Raw genomic sequence first — 23,295 nt, 5'->3', positions numbered from 1 at the left:
TGTCAGCAATAATCTGATTTAATGACATTTAGTCCCGTAAGTGTCAGTAAGGAGTCGTGATGGTGTCAGATTCCGTTGCCGTGCCCGCACTGACCTACACCGAGCACGACTGGGTGGTCGAGCATCCCGAGGCAAGCAGGACCGTGAGGCAGCGGGAGAACGGACCGTACCGCCGCCCGACCGTATCCTCGATCGCCGAGCTCGCACTCGCCCTCCCGGGGTCCGTCGCTGCCAGCGTCGATGAATCGACCCAGGAGCTGTCCCGCTTCGACGTGTACGCCACCACACGACTCGGCATCGGAGAGCTCGCGCCCATGGCGGCGATCCTCCTGCGCACGGAGAGCGCTTCGTCGTCGCACATCGAGCAGATCACCGCCGGCGCGAGGCAGATCGCCCTCGCCGAGCTCGGCGAGTCGACCGCCGAGAATGCCGCTCTCGTCGTTCGCAACACGCACGCGATGGAGGCGGCCCTGAGGCTCGCCGACGACCTCGACGAGGCAGCCATCCTGCAGATGCATGCAGAGCTGCTCGCCGACGAACCCGACTGGGCCGGGCGATACCGAGACTCGCTCGTGTGGGTCGGAGGCTCGAAATACGGCCCGCGAAGTGCGAGCCACGTCGGACCGTCCCACGAGGAGATTCCCAGCCTCATCGGCGACCTCGTCACATTCCTCCGCCGCACCGACCTGCCACCGCTCGTGCAGGCAGCGGTCGCGCACGCCCAGCTCGAGACCATCCACCCCTTCGCCGACGGCAACGGCCGCACCGGGCGGGCCCTGGTGCACGCGGTATTGCGTCACTCCGGTATCGTCGCTCGCGCCACGGCTCCCGTGTCCGCAGGGCTGCTCCGCGACACCGAGAGCTACTTCGACGCGCTCACCCAGTATCGGGCCGGGGATGCGGGGCCGATCATCGAGACGTTCGCCGCGGCATCCCGATTCGCCGCCCGCAGCGGTCTCCAGCTCGTCGATGACCTGCACGAGCAGGTCGTCGCCTCGTCGGCGGCGCTCGACGGCATCCGCTCGGATGCTGCCGCGCACCGCGCCGTACCCCTACTCGTCGGACAACCGGTGCTGACCGTGCGATTCCTCCAGGACGCCCTGCAGCTTCCGGAGCGTGCCGCGTTCCGCGCGATCGAGACCCTCGTCGAGCGGGGCGTCCTGGAGGACCGGTCCGGCCGGGCGCGAGGTCGCGTCTACCAGCACCCGGGCATCCTCGCCGTGCTCGACGACTACGCGGCGGGGCTCCGCCGCAGCTGACGACCTCGATACGCTCGACAGGTGTCCGCAACCGCACCGAACCCCTTCCTGTACCTCCAGAAGAACGCCGACGAGAACCCGCGCGGCGTCTTCCTGCACACGCCGACGCTGACGCTGAGCAACGCCGACGCGGTCGTGCAGGTCAAGAAGATCGCGTTCGAGCTGCGGCGGCTGGGGGTACGGGCGGGCGAGATCGTCGCACTCGACCTGCCGGATCAGTTGAGCATCCTGTTCACCGAAGCGGTGTACCACGAGGGCGGGATCAGCACGGTCATCCCCGACGGCACCGACGTCGACCCGCGCGTGCCGGTCGGGTGGCTGTTCACGAATCGCGGCACGACCCCGCCGAGCACCGCGCGCGCGGTGCAGGTGGATGCCCGCTTCCTCCGTCAGATCGAGGAGAACCCGTACGGCATCTCCCCGAGCGAGGAACCCATCGACATCCTCCGCATCGTCTTCTCGAGCGGCACCACCGGCACGCCGAAGGCCATCCCTCTCCATCGCCGCATGGAAGCGCTCATGGATGCCGCGCTGCCGCAGTGGTTCCAGGGCAGCCCGTACCTCTCCCTCATGGACACCGGCACCGTCTCGGGCATCGGCGAATTCTTCCTCAGCGTGAAGGGCGGTCAGCCGTACCTGAGCGCCGGCGGGGTGACGCCCCCCGGGCTCGTCGAGCTCATCGAGAAGCACCAGGTGCGGACGCTCAAGGGCTCCCCCGCGCAGGTCGTCGCGATCGTGGACGAGCTCGAGCGCCAGGGCCGAACCCTGCCGAGCGTGCAGGCGCTCGTGCTCGCCGGCACCGTGATGCCACCCGCCGCCGGTGCCCGCGCACGCGCCGTCTTCGAGGGATGCCGCGTGCTCGCCAACTACGGATCCACCGAGGCCGGCGGCGCCACGACCCGCCCGTACGAGTCCGACGACCCGTTCGATGTCGGCTTCGTGCAGCCGGGCTCGACCGTCGAGGTCGTGGACGAGGATGACTCGCCCGTTCCGGTTGGCACGGTGGGGCGCATCCGGCACCGCAGCCCCGGAATGGCCGACGGCTACCTCGGCAACCCCGAGGCGACCGCGGAGGCCTTCCGCGACGGCTGGTTCTACCCGGGTGACCGCGGCTACTTCCGCGAGGACGGCGGACTCACCCTCGCCGGCCGCGAGTCGGAGGTGCTCAACGCGGGCGGGGTCAAGTTCGACCCCAACCAGCTCGACCACGCCGCCCAGGAGCAGCCGGGAGTGCTGGATGCCGCGAGCTTCACGTTCACGGGAGTCTCCGGCCTGCCGCAGATCGGCCTCGCCCTCGTGACAACCGACGAGGTGGATGCTCCCGCCGTCGTGGCCGCGCTCTCCGCGCGCTTCGGCAGCGCGGCTCCCGTGCTCGTGGCTCGGGTGGAGAGCATCCCGCGCAGCCGCACCGGCAAGCCGCTGCGCCGCGAGCTCGGGGAGCGGTTCGGGGCCTGACGAACGACGAAGGGCGGCGGGAGTCATCCCGCCGCCCTTCGTTCAGATCGGTTCGCTAGCTCTCGCGGCGCTTGCGCGCGGTCGCCGCGACCATCAGGCCGGCGCCCGCGAGCAGAACGCCGAGACCGATCGGCAGCACCGCGGAGTCCGGCGTGGAGCCCGTCGCGGCGAGCGCGGGCTTCCAGCCCGCGTAGTATGTCGCGTTCTCGACAACGGCGGCCGAGAAGTCGATGGGGGTCGTGAGCGCGGCATCCGCGAACCAGCCCGTGAACTCGTATCCCGACGCCGTCGGGTCGGCGGGCTTGGCGACCGTGTAGCCGGCGAGCACCTCCTGCGCGGCGGGCGCGGTGCCCTTGCCCTGCACGTCGAAGGTCACGGTCACCGGCGCGGCAGTGAAGCGCACGATCGCGACACCGGTCGCACCGAGGCGCGACTCCTCCGGCTGGGTCACGGTGAGGCCGCCACCGCCGCCGCCGCTGTTCGGCACGGGGAGGGCGAGCGTGGTGCCCGTCGCGTCGGCCGGGCCGCCGGCGCCGCAGCCCGGGATGCCCTGCACCGTCGCCGTGCCGACGGCTCCGCCGCCGCCGAAGCAGCGCAGGTCGCCGTCGAAGAGCGAGCCCGCGGCCGCGAGGTCGTCGACGATAGCTCCGACGCCGCCGTTCGCGGGCGTGCTGTTGGAGACCGCGCCGCCCGCGCCGCCGCCGGCGCTGTAGGTGCCGGTCGATCCGCCGAGGTTGCCGTTGCCGCTCGCGCCGCCCGTGCCGCCGTTGGGCAGGGCGCCCTGGCCGCCTTGCGCGAAGATCGCCGGGTTGGAGCCCTCGGCCGCGTAGCTGGATGCCCCCGCCGCGGCCACGCCGATCTCGATCGGGTCGGTGGCGCCGTCGAAGTCCACGAGCACGACGGCACCGCCGCCGCCCGCTCCCGCGTAGCCGTTGGTGTTCGGAGCCGTCTGGTCGGCGCCCGTTCCGCCGCCGCCGACGAGCAGGATCTCCAGCTGGGTCATCTGCTCGGTCGGGGTGAAGGTGGAGATCGCGGCATCCGTGTACACGATCTCGCAGATGCCGGGGCCGACGACGCTGCCACCGAGGCACGGGTCGTCGGAGGCCGCCATCGCGGGCGTGGCGCCCAGGAACACGGAGGACACACCGGCGGTCGCGACGGCGGCGGCAGCGGCGGTGGTCTTGCGGACGTCGAGCTTCACGGTTCTCCCAGAGATGCGGGCCCAGCGGAGGGGCCTGAGGCGGGTGCTCTTCGAGTATGGCAGACGCCTGCGAGTCCGGCGCTCCCCATTGACAAACGCCCCGTCAGCGCAATGCGGGTGCAACGTTGCCGCTGCACCCGCATCGCATTCAGCCGAGAACTACCAGACGATCACCACGCGCGGGAACGAGCGGTCGCCCTCGAATTGCGCGGTGCCCTCGTAGCGGACGGTGAGGAGGTGGATGCCTCGGTCGAGCCCCGACACCGGGATGGTGGCTTTGCCGTTCGGTCCCAGCTCGGCCGTCGCGACCACCTCGTTACCGGAGAGGACGGTCACCGTGCCCGTGGGCGTGATGCCCGCGGGGGCGCGGACGGTGGCCGTGACATCCACGGTCCCGCCGCTGCGGATGAGCAGCTTGTTCACGGAGATCGTCGCGGTGGTGTCGACCTTGCCGACGGTGACCGCGTTCGACTCGGCCGGGCCGTCGGAGTAGTCGGCCGCCGACGCGGTGACCACTGCGCTGATGGTCGCCCCGGCGTCGTCGAGGGTGAGCGTGTAGCGGTTGGTCGTCGCGCCCTCGATGGGCTCGCCGTTGCGCAGCCACTGGTAGGTGAGGCTGACGCCGGTGACGCTCCACTTTCCGTCGGAGACCTTGAGGGTCTTGCCGACGTCGGCCTTGCCGGTGATCTTCGGCGCGGTCACCGACTCCACGGGCGGGGCCGTGTAGGTAGTCGTGAGGGTCACGGTCGCGGTCGTGCCCGTCTCCGGGACGGTGATCGTGAGCGGCAGCTCGCCCGCGCGAGTGCCCTCGGGGATCGTGATGGTGACGGATGCCCGCCCCACCTCATCGGTCGTGTTCACGATCGTCGGATCGATCGCCGCGCTGCCGAGCTCGACGCCGTCGGCGGACACCACGGCGGTTCCCGCTCGCGGCCCGTCGTTGGTGAACAGCAGCGACGAGAGGCCGAGGGTCACCTGGTCGCCGGCGCTGTAGCCGTCGGCATCCGGGGCGGACACGGTGACGCCGACCGCGCGCTGGGCGTAGTCGGGGCTCACCGTCGGGTTCGCCTCGAAGTAGTCGACCATGCTCGCGAGATCCACGCGGCCCGAGTCGGCGGAGTTGGTGCCCTCCGCGAAGGCACCGAAGTTGTCGCCCCCAGACGCGAGGAACGAGTTCACGGTCACCTTGTAGGTCGCGTTCGGGTCGAGCGGGGCGCCATCGAGCAGGATGCTCGTGATGCGGCTGCCCGCCGGAGCGGCCGGGTCGTACGTGTAGGTGAGGCCCTCGGACACTCCGAGCTTGAGGAACGGGCGGCTCGCTCCGGCAGGCTGCCACTGCTGCTCGAGGGCGAGCTTGATCTGCGCACCGGTGAGGTCCTTCGTGACGAGGGTGTTCGCGAACGACTGCACCGCGGCCGCCTCCGAGTACGTCACCACGCCAGTCGCGTCGCCGGGGGTGGTGGGGTTGAGCGCGTACTTGAGGTCGGCGCGGAGTCCGCCCGGGTTCATGAAGGCGATCTGCGAGCCGAGCTCCTGCGTCGCCCACAGCTGCACGTCGGCGACGAAGTTGCCGAGCGTCGACTCGGCGCCGCGGTTCTCGGATGCGTTGTCCTGCACGCCGCGGTTGAGGTCCGCGGTGATCTCGCCGAGGGGCACGGAGCCCTTCTCGCGGGCGACGGCAACAGCATCCGACACGATCTGCGCGACCTGCGCGTTGGGGGCGTAGGCGCCCGCGAGGTTCTTGATCTCCGTCGCCATCGTGAAGTCGCCCGTGTCGGGGTCGATCGTGATGGTGGTGTGCGCGAACTTCTCGCCGTACTGTCCGGACGAGATCACGGGACGGGTGCGATCGGTTCCCGGGATCGGGATGGTGTGGTTGTAGGCCAGGTGCGTGTGACCGGAGATGATCGCGTCGATGTTCGCGTTGGCCCCGGTCACGACTTGACCGAAGCGCGAGTCATCCGTCGCGCTCGCAAGATCGGTGGTGGCCGCGCCCTCGTGGATGAGGAGCACGACGACGTCGGCCTCGCCGTTGGTCTCGTCGCCGTCGCTCAGCTGGTCGGCGACGCGGTTGACGGCCGGCACGACCGGGCCGACGTCGATGGATGCGATTCCCGCCGGTGACACGAGGCTGGGCAGCTCCTCCGTCACGGCGCCGACGAAGCCGACGGACACGTCGCCGAAGTCCTGCACGAAGTACTCGGGGAACGCGGGGGTCTCGGTTCCCTTTACATAGAGGTTCGCGGCGAGGTAGTCCCAGTCGGTGAGCGGTTCGATGCGGTTGACGACGTCGTCGACGCCCTGGTCGAACTCGTGGTTGCCGAACGAGCTCGTGTCGAGGCCCATCACGTTGAGCGCTTCGATGGTCGGTTCATCCTGCTGGATGAACGACGTGAACGTGCTCGCCCCGATCAGGTCGCCCGCCCCCACGAACAGCGTGTTCGGGTTCGCGGCGCGATACGAGTCGACCATGCCCGCGAGCACGGCCGCGCCGGCGACGGTGCCGGATGCCTCGAGCCGACCGTGGAAGTCGTTGATGCTCAACAGGTCGATGGTGAGGGGGTCGGCCGCGTGGGCTGGCGCGGTGCCGAGGGCGGTGAGGGCCAGGGCGAGGGCTGCGACCGGCGCGACCCTCCTGACGGCGTGACGGGGGGATCGCATGGGTGCTCCTCGTTGTGTGGGGATTCCTAGGCGTCGGGTGTGCCCCCTTTGGGGGCCACGGATCAGCCTAAGCGAGGTGCGGTTGGGGTGTCGAGGGAACGGGGGGTGAACGGTCAGACGTCTCGCCCGATTCTGAACGCGCGCCTCTGACCGCCAACCGATATAGCGAACTAGTCTCATCACATGAAGCTCATTTCCTTCACACTCGAGGGCTACCGAAGGTTTGTCGCCCCGACGTCTGTGAAGCTCCACGCCGACATGGTCGCGCTGATTGGCCCGAACGAAGCTGGCAAGAGTTCGGTGCTCCGAGCTCTAACCCACTTGAACGAGGACGGTCGTTTTCAGGCCAACGAGCATCCGAGACGTTCGGATGCGAAGCCTCTCCTGAAATGGCAGTTTCAACTGGATGACTTGGACAGGGCGGAGCTGAACTCGGTCTCGGAAGCCAGAGAAGTCCAGCGAGTTTCGATCACAAAGGGGGATGACGGCGTCCGGCGCTGGTCCTTCTTCCCAGCAGTTTGGAGAGATCGTTCAGCTCGCGAGGCAGCTTTCAAGCAGATCATGCACGCGAACGGGTCCCTCGAGCACTTGGCGGGCGAAGCCGGCTATGTATTCGCGATTGATCGTTCCCTAGAGATTCTTGACCTAGACGAACTGGATGCCGCTGAGCTTGCCGAGCTTGAAGCGGTCCTATCTGATATTCGAAACGCCAGAGATACGTTGGGCCCGGAGAACCTCACAAAGGACCAGTCGGAACAAGTCGAGTCAGTCGTGATAGCGCTCCAATCCGCTATCGAAGGCGAAAAGAGCCCACACCCAACCGAGCGAGCGCGCCGTGCGCTTGAGCTACGGGTCCCGCAGATCCGACTCTTTGAGCCGGCCGACCGGAACCTCCAACGCGAATACGATCTCGGGGAGGTGGCAGACAGCCCGCCGCCCGCCCTGCGCCATCTGGCCGATGTTGCGGAGTTGGACCTTCCTGCGCTCAGAGACGAGCTGATCAATAACGAGATCGCAGACGCCTCCACGCGGCGAAACCGTGCAAACGCGCGGCTTGCGGATGTGTTCCGTTCGTGGAACCAGGAGGAGATCGCGCTTCAATTCGAGTTTCAGAACAGTCTCCTGCTTATTCAAGCCACGACGCCTTCCGACTCGGGGCTATCCAGCATTGAGGAGCGCAGCGATGGAATGCGCTGGTTCGCCGCACTCCTCGCGTTCATCCAGGGCTCAGAAGATGGCCCAATCCTCCTCGCCGACGAGATCGAGACTCACCTCCACTACGACGCACAAGCCGACCTAATTGAAGTGTTGGCGCGCCAGCGTTTGATATCCAAGGTCGTTTACACAACGCACTCGTTCGGGTGCTTGCCGTTCGACATTGGAAATGGTGTCCGGGTAGTCCAGCAGACGGGCCTCGGCACGTCTCAACTCGTGAACGGGTTCTGGACTACTGGCTCTGGTTTTTCACCGCTTCTCGCAAGTATGGGTGCCGCGGCCGTTACTTTTACGCCAACTCGCAGAGCAGTCATCGGGGAGGGTCCCACTGAGGCCATCCTCCTTCCAACTCTTCTTCGCCAAGCGTCGGGGCAGCCGAAGCTAGCCTTCCAAGTGGCGCCCGGACTGTCTAGCGTGGCGTCTTCAGCGGTCGCCAATCTCGAGACGGAGGCTGGCCAGGTCGCTTACCTGGTCGACGGTGATCCTGGTGGCCTCTCGATCCACAAGAAGCTCGCGGCCACGGTGCCTTCCCAGCGAATCGTTGTGCTCAAGGATCCTGTGACGGGATCCTCGATGGAGACTGAAGACCTTATCGATCCGTCCGCCTACATGGAGGCCGTCAACGACGAGCTTCAATTGTGGAACGCTTCGCTGCCCACGTTCGCACCAAAAGCGCTACCCACGACAATGCGCTCCAAAGCGGTCGAATCGTGGTGTAAGCGCCACGCAGTTGCAGCTCCCGATAAGGCAGCTTTGGCTCAGCGGATCGCCAACATGAGCGGGGGTAGGGACGTCTTCGATGCGGATCGTAAGGACTATATTGTCGGCGTTCTAGATCAGCTAACCTCGGCCTTAGATTACAAATCGTCATAGCGAGCACGGGGGCTCGTGGCCAGCGAGAGGACCGGCCCACTAAGCTCCCCCTAGTGCGCAAACGCTGGCGCACCCACCAAGGGGAGCCACGACATGACGCACGCCCGAACGTTCCGCCGCAGCATCCCGGCCCTCCTGGGCACCGCAACGCTCGCCGCGCTGCTGTCTCTCGGCGCGAGCCCGGCGCTCGCGGCCGACGCCCCCTGGACGACTCCGGTCGAGGTCACCGACGCCTACGGCGACGCGAGCGCGACGGTCGTTGCGCCGGACGGCACCATCACGGTTCTCACCGAGACGGTCGACGGCATCGTGTCGGCGACGAGCATCGACGGCGGGATCTACTGGGCCGGGGCCGTGTCGGTGGGCAGCGGCGGCGACTACGCGTTTCGGCCGTCGCTGGGCATCACCTCGAGCGGCCTCCTCGCCGCCGCGTGGGTGGAGTCGGCGAGCGGCGACCGCACGATCCACGTCGCCGTGAGCTCGAACGGCGGCTCGTCGTGGGGCATCCCGCAGACGCTCCCGACGATCGATAGCTACGTGGATGACCCGGTCGTCGGTTCGGCGGGCGCCACCGGGTTCACCGTCGTATGGAACGAGGGCTTCACGAAGCTGTCGAGCACCTCGACGGACAGCGGCTCGACGTGGGGCTCGGCGCAGGTCATCACGCAGAACTTGAACTCGTACAACCGGGCGAGCATCGCCAGCCCGGCGTCCGGCGAGCTCGCCGTGCTCTTCCAGGAGTTCGACGGGGATACCGCGCGCTACAGCATCCAGAGCAAGGTCAGCACCGACGGCGGCGCTACCTGGGGACCGAAGGTTCCCGTGGGCGAGGACTGGAGCGGCGGCCTCGGCAACGGCATCTACTCGTACGTCGTGTCGCCGTCCGCCGGCACGCTCGTCGCGGTCTGGGGCCGCGGCACCGTCGACGGCGAGGGGCTCTTCGCGGCCACGAGCACCGACGGTGGAGCGAGCTGGTCGACGCAGTTCCCGGTCGGCTCCTCGGCAGGGCAGCTCCGCTACTTCCGCACCATCGTCGTCAGCCCCACGACCGCGGGCGTGCTGTGGCACGACGGGACGATGGACGGCGCCACCCTCTACTACGCGACCGTGAGCGTCGGGGCGAGCGCAGCATCCACGCCCGTCGACATCACGACGTCGCCCTCCTACGGCCTCGAGAACGTTCCGGCGATCGCCAGCCTCGGCGACGCGCTAGTGGCGGCCTGGCTCGAGTACGACGCTGACGACATTCCGAGCTACTTCGCCTCGGTGAGCTGCGACGCCGGAGCGACCTGGTCGGCGCCCGCCACCCTCGCCAGCGGTGACACCCTCGCCGAGAACGAGCCGCAGGTCACCGGCGTGGGCGCGACCTTCACAGCGATCTGGGGCCAGGATGGCTCGGGCCCGAGCGACCAGTCGCTGGTCGCCTCCTCGCTCACCGGTGCCTGCGGGCTCGTGCCCCCGGCCCCGGGTCCGGCGCTCGCCGCGACGGGGTCGACGGTCGCGACCGGCGGAGTGGTGCTCGCGGGAGTGATCCTCGCGCTGGGCGTCGGGGTCGTCGCCGCGCGGCGGCGCGCCGAGGCTTAGCCAGCGAAGGCCCCGTAATGGCGATCCGCGTCTTTCGGCGCAATCCGCACGCCTCGGCCTGCGGATTGCGCCGAAGAGTGCGGATGCGCTGCGCTCCGTGTCGGCGCGGGTTCCTGCCCTAGCTCACCCGCCGCGGCTGCATCCCGGCGGCCCGGTACACGTCGTCGATCGTCTGCATCGTCTCGACGGCGGCCGCGGCATCCGTCAGCACCGGGCCGCCGGCGATCACCGCGTCGCGGAACGCCTCCAGCTGGAACGTGTAGCTCGCCTTCGACGACGCCTTCTCGCGCAGCCGAACGCCCTCGCCCGTGACGGAGATCTTGCCGCCGGTCTGGGGCGCGTAGGGAATGCGCACCTTCATGGTCGCCGCCGAGCCGACGACCTTCGCGCCGATGAGGAGCGGGGGCGTGGTCCACATCGCGGCACGGACGCGCGCGGGGACTCCGTCGTAGTCGAGCCGGGCATCCATCGACGCGTCGATTCCGTCGCGGTCGGATGCCACGGCCGACACCACCGTCGGAACCGACCCGAGCACGTCCCGCAGCCACCGCAGCGGGTAGCAGCCGAGGTCCATGAGGGAGCCGCCGGCGAGGTCGGGGTTCCAGCGGATGTCGTCGCTCGGTGGCATCGGCACGATGAACGACGCCTCCGCGGAGACGAGGTCGCCGAGCATCCCGCTCGCCACGATCTCGGCGGCGCGCTTCGTCTGCGGGTGGTGCGACGTGTGGTGCGCCTCCATGACGACGAGCGGGCTGGATGCAGCGGCCGCCGCCACCTCGCGCGCCTCGTCGGCATTCGCCGTGAACGGCTTCTCGCACAGCACGTGCTTGCCGGCCTCGAGGGCGGCGAGAGTCCAGCGGCCGTGCAGCCCGTTGGGCAGCGGGATGTACACGGCGTCGATGGCCGGGTCGGCGAGGAGCGCCTCGTAGCTGTCGTGGACGGTCGGGATGCCGTGCTTCGCAGCCCACTCCTGGGCCCGCCCGCGACTCCGCGCCGCGACCGCGGTGACCTCGACGCCGTCGACCTCGGCGGCCGGCTTGAGGAGGGCGTTGTCGGTGATGCGCGCGGCGCCGAGGACTCCGATGGTCAGCATGGGGTCAGCCTACGCGCAGGGTCCGAGAGGAAGGGCTGCGTGCTCCCGCGGGCGCGAAGGGGTGGACCCGCGGGAGCACGCCCTCATCAGCGCTGTCGGGTCCGGGCGATGAGGAGGGTGGCGGCTCCGCCGAGCAGCAGCACGAGCGCGCCGAGCGCGAACGGCATCGGAACCTCCGAGCCGGTCAGGGCGAGCCGGTCGCCGTCCGCCGGGGGCGCGGGCAGCGTCGGGGTCTCGGGGTCTTCCGGGCCCTCGGGCAGGGTCGGCAGCTCGGGCGTGACGAAGCCGAAGTCGAGCGTGAGGTCCTGCGCGCCGTTCGTGGTGAGGTCGGTCGACTCCGCGCTCTCCGTCGAGGAGTCCTCCGCGGGGTCGGAACCGGCGCCCGGCTTCGTGGGCTCGAGCCCCTCGAGAGCCTCGGCCGAGGCATCCGCGTCGATCGTCACCGCGTAGTGCTGGCCGGCCGGCAGCACCGGCAGGTTCGCGAACAGGTAGCGGCCGTCCGCATCGGTCACGGTCGGGCCGACGGGGGCACCGGTGACGTCGGTGACGGGAGCGCCGCCCGGTCCGGTGAGCACGAGCGTGACGCCCGGGATGCCCGGCTCCTCAGCATCCTGGATTCCGTCGCGGTCCTCGTCCAGCCAGACGTAGTCGCCGACCGACACGCTCTGCACGCCGCCGCCGATGCCGCCCGCGTCGGTGCGCTTGATGACGGTGTCCTTGATGGTGGTCACCCCGGCGATCGTCACCTCGACGTGGTTCGCGTAGGTGCCGGAGAGCTGGTTGGTGATGGTGCCCTTGTAGGTGATCGAGATGAACTCGGTCGGGGCGATCGAGTCGAGCACGACGGTGAACGTCGTCGGCGAGCACTCCACCGAGTAGCGCGTCGGGTCGACGGGCGACTTCGCGGCCGAGCCCTCGAGGGTGAGCTGCGTGGTGAGTTCGATCGTGCTGCACTCGATGATGCTGCCCGCGGCGGGGGTGTCGACGACCTCGATGGGGCCCTCGAATCCGGTCTCGTTGCCCGGCAGGGAGATGCGCCACGCGATGTTGGATGACTCGTCGCGGGTGCCCTCGAACGCGCCATCCGTCCAGCCGCCGCTCTTCGCGAGCGAGCGGGTCGTCGGCGTCGGCGGGACCGGCGGGCAGTCGGTCGTGCACGGCGGTTGCGGGGTCGGCTTGTCGCCGATGATCACCTCGACGGCGTTGCTCTCGAACTCGAGCACGATCGGTGCCGAGGTCTCGGGGGTCTGGGTGTGGTCCCACTGCACGGTGAGGAAGCCGCTGCCGCCGACCCCGTCGTGGGTGTCGGCGTAGTCGGTGAGCGTGAAGACGACGGCGTTACCCGACCACTGCGCGTTCGCGACGACGGAGCCGTCGGCGGCGAGCAGGGCGAACTTCGCGAGGCTGACGGCCTTGAGCTCGGGCGGGAGGGCGAGGGTGAACGTGTCGCCGGCGACGGCGGTGTCGGGCACCGACCAGTCGAACGTGAGCTTGAGGCGCTCGGTGTAGCCGTAGCTGGTCTTGTCGGTGGTCACCGAGTGGATGGCGCCGGGGATCTCCGCGGCGGACGCTGCGGCGGTCGGCAGCAGCGCGGCGGCGACGATGGCGAGCGCCGCGGCGAGGGCGGCGAGAGGTCGGACGAGGGTGCGCGCGGCGGATCGGCGCGGAGGTACGTGAATCATGGATCTTTCCGGTTGCGGTCGTGTGAGTCACGGATGCTGGTGGCATCCAGGGAGTACACGGCCCGGGTCACGCCCGCATGACGCGACTTCGGGAACTTTTTCCGGAAGCGCCGCTACTCGACGACGAACGACACCGTCGCGAGCGACCCGACCGTCGCGTCGTCGCTGTAGTACCGCACGGCGACGGTGTGCGCCCCGACCGGCAGCGGCGGGGTGACCCGGTCGATGGGACTCGCACCGAGGGTGTGGATGTTGCCGGTGGGGGTGCCGTCGATGAGGATCTGCACGAGCATCCCGGGTGTGCCGTCGAGGCTGACGGTCACGCTCGCCGACCCGCCGATCGCGGGCACCACGGCGCCGTCGACGGGAGCGAGGATGCTCGGCCGCGTGAACACGAGGGCCGGGGTCGCCTCGGACAGTCCCGAGACATTGCCCGCGGTATCGGTCTGCCGCGCCCGCAGCTGGAGCCCGTCGCGGCCGGGGTCGGGAACGGGGAGCGACCAGGTGCCGTCGCTCGCGGCGCGCACCTGGCCCACCGTGTTGCCGTTCTCGTCGACGACGTCCACGAGCGCGGCGGGTTCCGCGGTTCCGGACAGCGTGGGCAGGAAGTACAGGGGGTCGGTGACGGGCAGGCTTGTGACCGGCGGCAGGGCGACGGTGTCGACCGGGTCCGGGGGCGGCGGCGGGGGCGGCGGGGCCGGGGGCGCGGTGCTCGGTGGCACAGGTTCCGGTGGCGCGGGCGGCGTCGGCGGTGCCGGGGTCGGAGGTGCCGACGGCGGGGGACTCGGGATGCTCGCGCTCGGCGCCGGGGCGGGGGCCGCGGCATCCGTCGCCGGCGTGTTCGCGGGCGCGAGCACCCCCGTCGCCGCGAGCACTCCCGTCGCCGCCGCAGCGACCACGACGACGCTTGCCGACGCGAGCAGCGCGCGGGAGGCGCCGGACCGGGGCGCGGGCCGGGATGCTCCGGCCCCCGCCGCGCTCGCCGACGCGCCCTCCGGCCCCCACTGCGCGATGAGCTGCGCGGCGACCGCCCCTCCGAGCACGGTCGGCAGCAGGAACGCGGCGAGCCGACTGGAGATGGTGTCGACCTCCTCGAGCAGGATCGAGCAGCGACCGCATGTGGCCAGGTGCGACGCGAAGCGCGCTCGAGCCCGCGGGGTGAGGCCGCCGCGCGCGTAGTCGCCCATCCGCTCGGTGGTCCACCGGCACTCGGCGGGCACCCGCAGGTCGCTCACGTGCGCCTGCACCCACGCCGAGCGGAGACCGTCGCGCGCCCGGTAGGCGAGCGCCGCCGTGCTCGCCGGAGTGAGACCCATGAGCGGTGCGACGTCCGCGACCGCCATGCCCTCCACCTCGGTGTACCAGAGCACCGTCTGCCACCGCTCGGGCAGCGAGCGGAAGGCGCGCACGGTGATGGTCGACTCGACGACCGAGGTCTCGACGTCCACCGAGTCATCTGCGAGCTCGTCGACCTCGTCGAGGGGCAGCGCCGACCTCGCCGAGCGCCAGTCGAGCGCGACGTTGCGGATCGTGCGGTACAGATAGGGGCGGAACGCCTCGCGCGGGCCGCCGCCGCGCTGGATGGCACCGAGGATGCGCGTGTACGCCTCCGCGACGATGTCGTCCGGGTCGGCGATCGACGAGAAGTGGCGCGCGGCCGTGTACCCGGGGCGGGAGTGCCGCTCCCACAGCTGAGCGAAGGACTCGGCGTCGCCGGAGCGGGCCCGATCTGCCAGCTCCTCATCGCTGAGTCGCCGGCGAGCGTGCCGGTCCATCCGTCCCCCGTTCCGTCGGGTGCGCGGACACCCTCGAGTAGTAGACCCTCCCTGTCGGCGCACATGACGCGAGAAGGAGAAACGGATGCCCGCCCGCACCTCGGCGGGCGGGCATCCGAGGGCTACTCCTGCTGCGTGCGGCGGCGGCGCAGTGCCACGAAGCCGAGCGCCATGAGGCCGAGGGCCGCAGCGGCCGCGAGGAGCGACGGCGCGAGGTCGAACCCGGTGAAGGCGAGCGGCTGAGGCTTCGCCGCCACCACGGCGGTCGCGGCCTCACTCGCCACGACGACGCCACCGGCCCCGGTCGCGGTCGCCATCGCCGTGTTGCTCACTCGACCCGACGCGGCCTCGGTGCTCGTGATCACGTGCTCGGCCGCCGCGCAGTCCACCGACTCGCCGGGGGCCAGGGTCGTCGCCTCGCACGTCACCTCGCCCGCCGTCGGGTCGAGCACCTCGAGGTCCACGAGTGTGGTGACGCCCGTGTTCGTCGCGGTGAACGACCAGAGGATGCGGTCGCCGGCGGTGATGATGCCGTCGCCGTTCGCGTCCACGGGCGTGCCGGTCTTCTCGAGCAGGAGCCCCTCGACGCCGTCGAAGTCGACGGTCACGCTCGACGGGTCGGACTCGAGCGACTCGTCACCGGGGGCGGTGGCCGTCGCGGTTGCCGAGTTCGACACGGAACCCGCATCCAGGTCGGCCTGCACGACCGCGTACGACAACGCCGTGCAGTCCACGAACTGGCCGGGCAGCAGCGCTCCCGCGGGGCAGGTCACCTCGGGCGCAGTGCCCGCTCCCGAGAAGGAGTCCTCCGCGATCGCGACGGCGTCGATCGACACGTTGCCGGTGTTCGTCACGCGGAAGCGGTAGTCGATGAGGTCGCCGACCGCGTCGAACGTCTCCACGTTCGCCGACTTGACGAGGCTCACTCCGGGCGCCTGGTCGAACGGCAGCTGCACGTCCGAGGGGTCCGCGGGCACGGGGCCGAGGGGCGTGATGGCCGAGGCGGTCGCGGTGTTCGACAGGCTCGCGGCATCCACGTCGTCCTGGGTGATCACGTAGGTCGCCTGGCAGATGAGCTGGGCGTCGGGCACGAGGACCGCAGGGTCGCTCGCGCAGGTCAGCGGCGACAGCTCGCCGGTACCGGTGAACTCGGTCTCCGTGATGACCACGTCGTTCACGGTCACGTTGCCGGTGTTGGTGACCACGAAGCTGTAGGTCACCTCCTGGCCGGCGACGAGGGTGCCCGGCGAGGCGGACTTCACGATCGTGAGCGACGGCTCCGCGGCGAACAGCAGCTCGACGCTCGACTCGTCGGTCACGCTCGATCCGCCCGACGACGCGGCGGTCGCTGTCGCCGTGTTGTCGAGGGTGCCGCGGTCGGTGTCGGCCACGGTGAGCACGTACGTCGCGGTCGCGGTGATGGATGCTCCCGCCGGCAGCACCCCGACGTCCCCGGGCCACGACTGCACCGTGATGCCCGAGAGCCCGGGCAGCAGGTCGGAGATCTCGACCCCCGTGAGCTCGCCGCCGCCCTCGTTGGACACGACGAACGTGTACGTCACGACGTCACCCGGGCGCGGCTCGGAGTCGGGGCTCGACGCCACGACCGCCGACTTCTCGATCGCGATGCGGTCGATGAGGTCGGTGTCGCTCGCCTCGCCGGAGAAGGTCTCCTCCTCGAACGCGGGGTCGGCCGCGGAGGCGGTCGCAGTGTTGGTGATCTCGTCGAGCTCGGTCGCGCCGAGGCGGACCGTCACGCTGACCGAGGCGCTGCCGCCCGCGGCGATCGTCGGGATGACCCACTCCACCGCTCCGTCGGAGAGCACGCCGCCGGCGGTCGCCGACACGAACTCGAGCCCTGCGGGCAGCTCGTCGACGACCTCGACGTCCGTGAGCGCCTCGAGCTCGAGGGGGTTCTCCACGGTGATCGTGTAGGTGGCGAGCTGGCCGACGACGAGGGCGGGGATGCCATCGGACTTCGTCACGGCCAGCTCGCCGCTCGCCGCAGCGGCCGCCGTCGGGATGGCGATCGTGTGCGAGTTGTTGCCCGACTGCGGGTCGTGCAGCGGGCCGGCGACGAGCGCGGTCACCTCGATGCCGTCCTCGCTGAGGATGACGGGGAGCGGCAGGCCGAGCGCCGGGGCGCCGAGGGCGAGAGTCGCGGCATCCGGGGCGCAGATCACGTCGGCGGGGCCCTGGACGGGAACCGCGCTCGTGCTCGAGCAGTCCCAGCCGTCGATGTCGAGGCTGGGGACCTCGACACCGACGGGGATCGAGATCGTCACCTCGGCGGGCGCCGTCGCCGAGCCCGCCGCGAGGGCGAACTCGAAGGGCAGCACGACGGGACGGCCGAGCTGGGCGGCGACCGTCGCCGGGCCATCCGCAGTCAGGTCGGCCTCGGTCGCGACGGCGCACACGGCGGGCGGCTCGAGGACGCCGATCTGCGTGGATGCCACGGCGACCGAGTTGCACGCGACCGCGTCGGCGGTCGCACCCGCTCCGACCTCGGCGAGGTACTGGAAGGTCGCGGTCGCGCCGGGCGCGAGCGATCCCGAGACGGTCATCCGGATCGCCTTCTTGCCGGCGGCGGAAGCCGACCAGTCATTCGTGGTGCCGCCGCCCGAGTAGACCTGCGGGCGCGCGGGCTGGGTGGATGCCGAGTACGCGAGCGTTACGTTCGAGCTCACGTCGCTCACCGAGATGAGGGTCTGCTCGAACTCCGAGCCGCGGGGGGTCGCCGCCGACGAGTCGGTCGTTCCCGTGTCGCCGACGTACGGCAGGATGTCGTAGCCCACGACGCCGGTGAGGTTCGTGTTGCCGGTGTTCTGCACGGTGACGCGGTAGCGGATGTCGTCGGCGACCGTCGAGACCGGGACGGCGTTGCCCGGGTCGGAGATCCAGTCGCAGCCGTCCGCCTCCGACTCGTCGGGGAGGCAGATCTCCTTGAGGATCGTCATGCCGTCCGCCGAGGAGACGAGGACCGAGCCGGTCGTGCGGGAGAACCACTCGGTCGTGGTGCCGTCGCCGTCGACGTCGGCGGTGTCCTGGATGGCCCCCGTGCGGGTCGCCTGGGTGTTGTCCCACGAGTGCGCCGAGTCGCCGAGCCACGAGTCGAAGACGCTCGACGTGCCCGCCGCGACGGCGAACGTGGGCTTCGCGACGACGGTCATCGCCGGGAGGACGACATTGCGGCCGAAGTCGGTGCCCGCGGGCCACGTGGCCACGACCGCCTGACGGTCCACGCCGCCGATCGTCACCGTGCGGTAGCTGACGATCGCGCCGGCGGGCACGGTGCCACTGAATGCCGCGCTGCCCTCGACGACGCTCCACCCGACGGGCGCGATGAAGACGTACTGCGGCACGAACGCCGAGTCGAGCGGGATGTTGTTGGTCGCGCCGCCGACGCTGAACGTGACCGAGCTGCCGGGGACCGCCTGGCCGCCGCCCTGTACCGCGGGGCTCGCGGGGATGGATGCCGCGATCGCGGGCACGGTCGTCACCTTGGGCTGCGCCACGAGGGTCGCCGTGCGGGAGACCGGCGCGACGACCACGTCGTCGAGCTCGGGATAGGCCGGGTAGCTGACCGTCACGTTCGCCGTGTTGGTGACGGAGACTCCGGTGACCGCAGTCCCCGGCGCCACGGCGTACACGAAGCGCACGCGCTGCGGCGTTCCGGTGCCATTGTCCGTGGGACGGATGTTGCCAGCCGCCAGGGTGCCGCTCGTCACCTCGGCCGAGATGATGCGGCAGCCGTTGGCCTGCTGGGTCGTGGTGAGCGTCACCGTCGCGCCGGTGAAGGTCGCCGAGACGGGGGCGGACGTGCCGCACTGGTACTGGTAGTCGACCGTCGCGCTCGGCGACATCTGGATGCTGTTGACGGGCATCCCGGGCTTGTCCAGGTCGCTGTCGACGATCGTCACGACGCCGGGCACGTTGCCGCGGTTGTAGCCGTAGACCTCCCAGTACTTGACGTTGGGCGAGAACGCGGCGAGCGGCTGGCCGGGAGTGCAGGCGCGGCCCCAGTCGTCCGTGCCGCTCGAGGGGCACGTCATCCCGGTGACCGACGGCGGGACGTACACGCCGCGGTTGCTCGCGTTGCCGCCGTCGTTGGTGGTGTCCTTGGCGGCGCCACCACGGCCGAAGGGGTCCCAGCACGCGACGACGATCGACTTGCTGTTCGTCGCGGACTTCTCGGTCGCGGCGGAGTCGAGGTAGGTCACGTCGACGCTCTCCGAGAACGTCACCGACTTCTCGAAGTTGCAGCCGGTCTCGTCGGCCTCGGCGAAGTTGGCCGCGGGGAACGAGACCACCACCGTGCGGTGGTTGTAGCCGCGCTGCTGCGACCACTGCGCGAACGAGGCGGAGCCGAAACCGCCGCCGGCGTCGGCGACCGGGCCCGTGTAGGTGCCGGTCGCGTCGTAGCCGCGGTTCCAGATGATCGAGTGGGTCGCTGCGTCGTAGAAGCCGCCGTCGCTCGCCGACACGAAGACCGCCTCGGCGGGGAGCTTCTCGGAGACGTACCAGCCGCCCGCCGCCTGGAGGCGCGCGAAGCCCGCGATGCGGCCGCTGCCCGCGGGGATGAGGGCACCGGATCCCATGCCGATCTGGTACGTGACGTTGACGTTCGGGCCGACGCTCGCGCCATTGGTGAGGTTCGTGGCGATCGCCGGGCTCGGCAGGGTGTTCTGCCACTCGACGGTCGGCGCCGTCGCCACTCGGTCCTCGACGGCGGTCGGCGAGGAGATCGTCGCGGAGTTCGCGATGTCGAAGCCGTCCGGGTAGTACTGCGCCGCCCAGATGACGTTCGCGGTGCCGGTGTCCGTCCAGTTGTAGACGACGAGGAAGGTGCCGCCGGAACCCGGGGCGAGCGTGCCGAGGCTCACGAGCTTGCCCGTGGCATCCGTGCCCGAGATCGTGCCACCCGTCGTCGGCGGGGTCCAGGTCTCGTACTTGAGGAGCGTCTCGCGAGCCGCCGCGAACGGGTTCTGCGCGGCGAGGCCGTTCGGGTCCGGCTGCGAGGGAGCGAGCTGCACCGTCGTGTTCTCGCACGCCGCGACGGCGCACGTGAACGTCACGCGGTAGGCGACGCGGTCGCCGTGCTGGCCGGTGCCCGCCGTCGACTGCGGGTCGCCGGTCGCGTAGTCGACAGGAGTGATGCCCACCGTGAGCACGCCCGAGCCCGCGGCCGTCGCCGCCGGCAGTCCGCCGACGAAACCGGAGAGCAGCACCGCGACCGTGCCGACGAGGGCGAGCGCGCGCCGCCCCGCCCCGGCGAGCCGGCTGCCCCGCCTCGGAGTCCGACCGGTGCTGGATGCCCGAAGCGAGCTGTTCATGTGTGAGTCCAATCCCCTGCAGCGCGCGACGTGAGGTCGCACTCATCCCCGCCGCGATCGGGGGCCACCGCAGGCCCGCCGATCGCGCACCGGAGCCCGCTGCTGCACTGCCGCACTCCACCCGAGGGAGCGCGGAGCGCGCTGGTGCAGAGGCGTCCGACTGCACCACCCTCTCGGAGCGGCGAGGGCTCGGGTCGAAACTTAACCCCCGCCTTAACACCCGCGAGGAGGCGCGATCAGAGCAGCCCGGCGGTGCGCGCGCGGGCGAGGGCCTGCGCGCGACTCGACGCCCCGAGCTTGCGGTAGATCGACCGCAAGTGCGCCTTCACCGTGTTGGGGGAGAGGTAGAGCTCCGACGCGATGCTCGACGCCGACGAGTGGGTCGCGAGCGCGGCGAGCACCGCCGACTCGGCCGCGGTCAGCCGGTCGAGGCTCGGCCGCGCGGCGAACGGGTCCGCCGAGGGGTCGGCGGCCGGGTCGGCGCGCAGGAGACCGAGGGGCTCGAGGTCGCCAGCGGGGAACGCGGTCAAGGGCGACCGGAGCCCGTGCGACTCGACAAGGAGGGCGGCGGCCCGGGACGCGGCATCCGCGCTCTCCACCACGCCCAACCTCGAGTGCGCGACCGCGCTCACGAGGAGCGCGTGCAGCCGCCAGCGCACCGGCAGGTCGTCGTGATCGAGGATGCGCGCCGCCTGGGCCGCGGCCGCGTCCGGCTCGCCCGCGAACAAGCGCACGCGGGCGCGGGCCACTCGCACCGGCAGAGCGGTGGAGGAGCGCGCCGAGTCGAGGAGGCGCAGGGCTCGGGCATCCTGGCCGGTGGCGAGGAGCAGGTCGACGCGCTGGGCGAGCAGGAGGGCGGTCATCCACTCGCTCGTCGGCGCGCGACGCGCTCGGCGGCGGATGCGCTCGGCGAGCTCCCACTCGGCGGACTCCGTCACCCCCCGCAGCATGCTCGACTGGGCGCGCGACCACAGCATGAGGGGCCAGTGCTCGATCGTCTCGAAGTGCCGCTCGATCGCGTCGAGCCGCTCATCGGCGGTGTCGGCGTCGCCGCGCTCCACGGCGAGGAGGGCCTCCGCGAGGTGCGTACCCGACGCCGAGTAGGTACCGTGCCACGAGCGCGGCTTCGGGGCCGCGCGCACAGTGGCGACGGCCTCCGCCGCGTGCTCGAACTCGCCCTCGAGGGCGAACGTGAGGGCGATCGCGCTCGCGGCGTGCAGCACGCCCCACTCCGACACGAGCGGCGACCGCACCGACAGCTGGAAGTCCTCGCGCGACTCCGCGACGTGGCCCGAGTAGAGGCGCGTCGTGCCGATGTGCACGAGGGCGGTCGGCAGCAGCGGCTCCACCTCCTCGCGGTCGCGCGCGGTCAGCGAGTGGAGGAGCGAGTCGAGGGTCGTCGCCGTCTTGAGCGCGGCGCCGTACCGGCCGCCCACGCGTTGGGCGCCGAGCAGCGAGACGGTCGTCCAGACGGCGTCGACCGGATCGGGGCTCGACTGGAGCCGGTTGCCGATGTGCGAGAGGGCGAGCGCGACCGTCGCCCGGAGCTGGGATGCGCCGCTGCGCGGATCCGCATTCACGAGGAGGGTGTGGAGCACCGCGAGCACCGGCTCGCGCTGGAGCACCACGACGGGGAGGGTGCGGGTCACCGCGAGCCAGTCCTGCTGGTCCATGACGAGCGCCTCGCGGAAGCTGCGCTGGGCGAGCTGCCGCAGCGCCGACCAGTCGCTGATGGACCGCAGGAGACGTGCCGCGTCGGCGCTCCGGCCGGACTCCTCGGCGAGCCGGGCGGCCGCGCGGATGACCTCGGAGTCGCGGGTTTCCGGCGCGCCGCGCTCGAGCACGGAGGCGAGGTGCGGCGCGAGGCGGAACTGCCCGCCGCGCTCCGTCTCCGTCCACATGCCGAGTCCCGCCGAGACGAGCTCCGCGAGAGCGCCGTCGATGTCGACCGCGGGCGCGAGCGCTCCGAGCGCCTCCGCCGGGGCGGGGCCGAGCACGGCCGCCAGCCGGGCGACGCGCTGCACATCGCCCGGGAGCCCGCGCAGAATCACGAGCGCGCCCGACGACTCGCGCTCGAGGATGTCGTCGACGACGTCGCGGAACGCTCGAGTCGCGGTGCCCTCGCTGAGTGCGCGGCCGACGGCGAGAGTGCCCTGAACCCAGCCGCTCGCTCGCTCGTGCACGTACGGGGCGAGCGGAGCGGGCACGCCGACCGCGGCCAGGACCGCCGCCGTCTCCTGCTCGTCAAGGGCGAGCTCGGCGGGAGACAGCTCGACCGCCGCGAGCAGGGGCAGGGCATCCCTCGCGAAGAAGGGAGCAAGACCGATGAGCACGAAACCCGCAGCGCTGCTCGCGACGAGGTAGCGCACATCCTCCGCGAACTCGGGGTCGTCGAGGTGGTCGGTCTCATCGAGGACGATCACGCGCGGCTCCTCCGAGAGCGCCCAGCCGATCGCCTCGCGGAACGCGCCCGGATCGCTCGACTCGAACTCGGCGAGCAAGCGGGACGAGTCATCCAGCTCCAGAGCGCGAAGGATGCGACGCCACACCGCCCGCCGCGACCGGGTACTCGGGTCGAGCGTGACCCAGGCTCCCGCTCCGGCGCGCTGCCGCGCCCACTCGGCAACGGCCACCGTCTTGCCCGAGCCGTGCGCGCCGTGCACGAGCACGAGTCCGCCCGCCGCCGCGGTGTCGAGGGCGCCGTAGAGCCGCGGCCTCGGCGTCACCCAGTCCGGCAGTCGTGGCACATACTGCATGACGTGTGAATCCCCCCGGTGGTCGTGCTCTTCGATCCTAGGGGTGGTCGGGCGAGCGATGTCGTGGTTGCGGTCTGGCCCTCGTCTCTGGCAGTTGTCCACAAGTATCGAATCTGTGTTCGATGGATGATAGACTTGAGGCATGCAGACACCGGGCGTTCAGACCTCCACGAGTGTGGTGGTGCTGCCCGACGTTTCCGGGCTCGGTGCAGTGTCCGATGAGGCGCTGCTGCAGTTGCAGCGCGAGTCCGGTGCGGCCCGGCGGCGGGTGGATGCGGTGGTCGCGGCGATCTCGGGTGAGCTCGCCCGACGGTCGGCTCGGGAGCTCGGACAGGGCGGCCTCGCCGCCCGCACCGGCGCGCGGACACCGGAGAAGGCGGTGCAGCAGCTCACGGGGGTGAGCCTGAC

General features: G+C 70.8%; 12 protein-coding genes. 5 read left to right on the top strand and 7 right to left on the bottom strand.

Annotated features, from left to right (window positions below; genetic code table 11):
* Positions 1-62 precede the first annotated feature (62 nt).
* Both Q5716_RS10110 and Q5716_RS10105 read left to right on the top strand, forming a co-directional pair.
* Entirely contained in the window at positions 63-1,259 is a 1,197-nt protein-coding gene (locus tag Q5716_RS10110; RefSeq protein WP_305003012.1) for a Fic family protein, read from the top strand.
* 21 nt (positions 1,260-1,280) lie between these two features.
* A complete protein-coding gene (locus Q5716_RS10105; RefSeq protein ID WP_305003011.1) occupies positions 1,281-2,714 on the top strand; it encodes a class I adenylate-forming enzyme family protein in 1,434 nt (477 codons plus the stop codon).
* A gap of 55 nt (positions 2,715-2,769) precedes the next feature.
* Here Q5716_RS10105 and Q5716_RS10100 read toward each other — a convergent pair whose 3' ends face one another.
* Together Q5716_RS10100 and Q5716_RS10095 are read right to left on the bottom strand one after the other, a co-directional pair.
* The gene (locus Q5716_RS10100) at positions 2,770-3,915 is read right to left on the bottom strand and encodes an InlB B-repeat-containing protein (protein ID WP_305003010.1); all 1,146 of its coding nucleotides are present in this window, start codon (positions 3,913-3,915) and stop codon (positions 2,770-2,772) included.
* Positions 3,916-4,074: 159 nt separating this feature from the next.
* Positions 4,075-6,576 carry a 5'-nucleotidase C-terminal domain-containing protein gene (locus tag Q5716_RS10095; RefSeq protein ID WP_305003009.1) on the bottom strand — a complete coding sequence of 834 codons (2,502 nt, stop codon included), beginning with the start codon at positions 6,574-6,576 and terminating at the stop codon, positions 4,075-4,077.
* A 183-nt stretch (positions 6,577-6,759) separates the two neighbouring features.
* Between Q5716_RS10095 and Q5716_RS10090 the strand changes: the two genes are divergently transcribed.
* On the top strand, positions 6,760-8,664 hold the full coding sequence (locus tag Q5716_RS10090; protein WP_305003008.1) for an AAA family ATPase: 1,905 nt from the start codon (positions 6,760-6,762) through the stop codon (positions 8,662-8,664).
* Between the two features lie 93 nt (positions 8,665-8,757).
* Complete coding sequence (locus Q5716_RS10085; RefSeq protein WP_305003007.1) at positions 8,758-10,248, top strand: sialidase family protein; 1,491 nt, start codon at positions 8,758-8,760, stop codon at positions 10,246-10,248.
* Positions 10,249-10,366: 118 nt separating this feature from the next.
* Here the strand turns inward: Q5716_RS10085 and Q5716_RS10080 are convergent, their stop codons facing one another.
* The 5 genes from Q5716_RS10080 to Q5716_RS10060 all read right to left on the bottom strand — a co-directional run bounded on the left by Q5716_RS10080 (position 10,367) and on the right by Q5716_RS10060 (position 22,887).
* A complete protein-coding gene (locus Q5716_RS10080) occupies positions 10,367-11,341 on the bottom strand; it encodes a Gfo/Idh/MocA family protein (RefSeq protein ID WP_305003006.1) in 975 nt (324 codons plus the stop codon).
* Between the two features lie 86 nt (positions 11,342-11,427).
* Positions 11,428-13,023 carry an SdrD B-like domain-containing protein gene (locus Q5716_RS10075; RefSeq protein WP_305003005.1) on the bottom strand — a complete coding sequence of 532 codons (1,596 nt, stop codon included), beginning with the start codon at positions 13,021-13,023 and terminating at the stop codon, positions 11,428-11,430.
* A 113-nt stretch (positions 13,024-13,136) separates the two neighbouring features.
* On the bottom strand, positions 13,137-14,798 hold the full coding sequence (locus Q5716_RS10070; protein WP_305003004.1) for a sigma-70 family RNA polymerase sigma factor: 1,662 nt from the start codon (positions 14,796-14,798) through the stop codon (positions 13,137-13,139).
* A 122-nt stretch (positions 14,799-14,920) separates the two neighbouring features.
* Entirely contained in the window at positions 14,921-20,131 is a 5,211-nt protein-coding gene (locus tag Q5716_RS10065; RefSeq protein WP_305003003.1) for a DUF11 domain-containing protein, read from the bottom strand.
* Positions 20,132-20,367: 236 nt separating this feature from the next.
* A complete protein-coding gene (locus Q5716_RS10060; protein ID WP_305003002.1) occupies positions 20,368-22,887 on the bottom strand; it encodes an AAA family ATPase in 2,520 nt (839 codons plus the stop codon).
* A gap of 142 nt (positions 22,888-23,029) precedes the next feature.
* On the opposite strand from Q5716_RS10060, the gene Q5716_RS10055 reads away from it, so the two are divergent.
* The coding region (locus Q5716_RS10055) for a hypothetical protein (protein ID WP_305003001.1) at positions 23,030-23,295 on the top strand (266 nt) is incomplete at its 3' end.

It is taken from the genome of Antiquaquibacter soli, assembly GCF_030580675.1.
Classification (GTDB): domain Bacteria; phylum Actinomycetota; class Actinomycetes; order Actinomycetales; family Microbacteriaceae; genus Rhodoglobus; species Rhodoglobus soli.
This window is presented reverse-complemented; position numbering and strand designations above follow the sequence as displayed.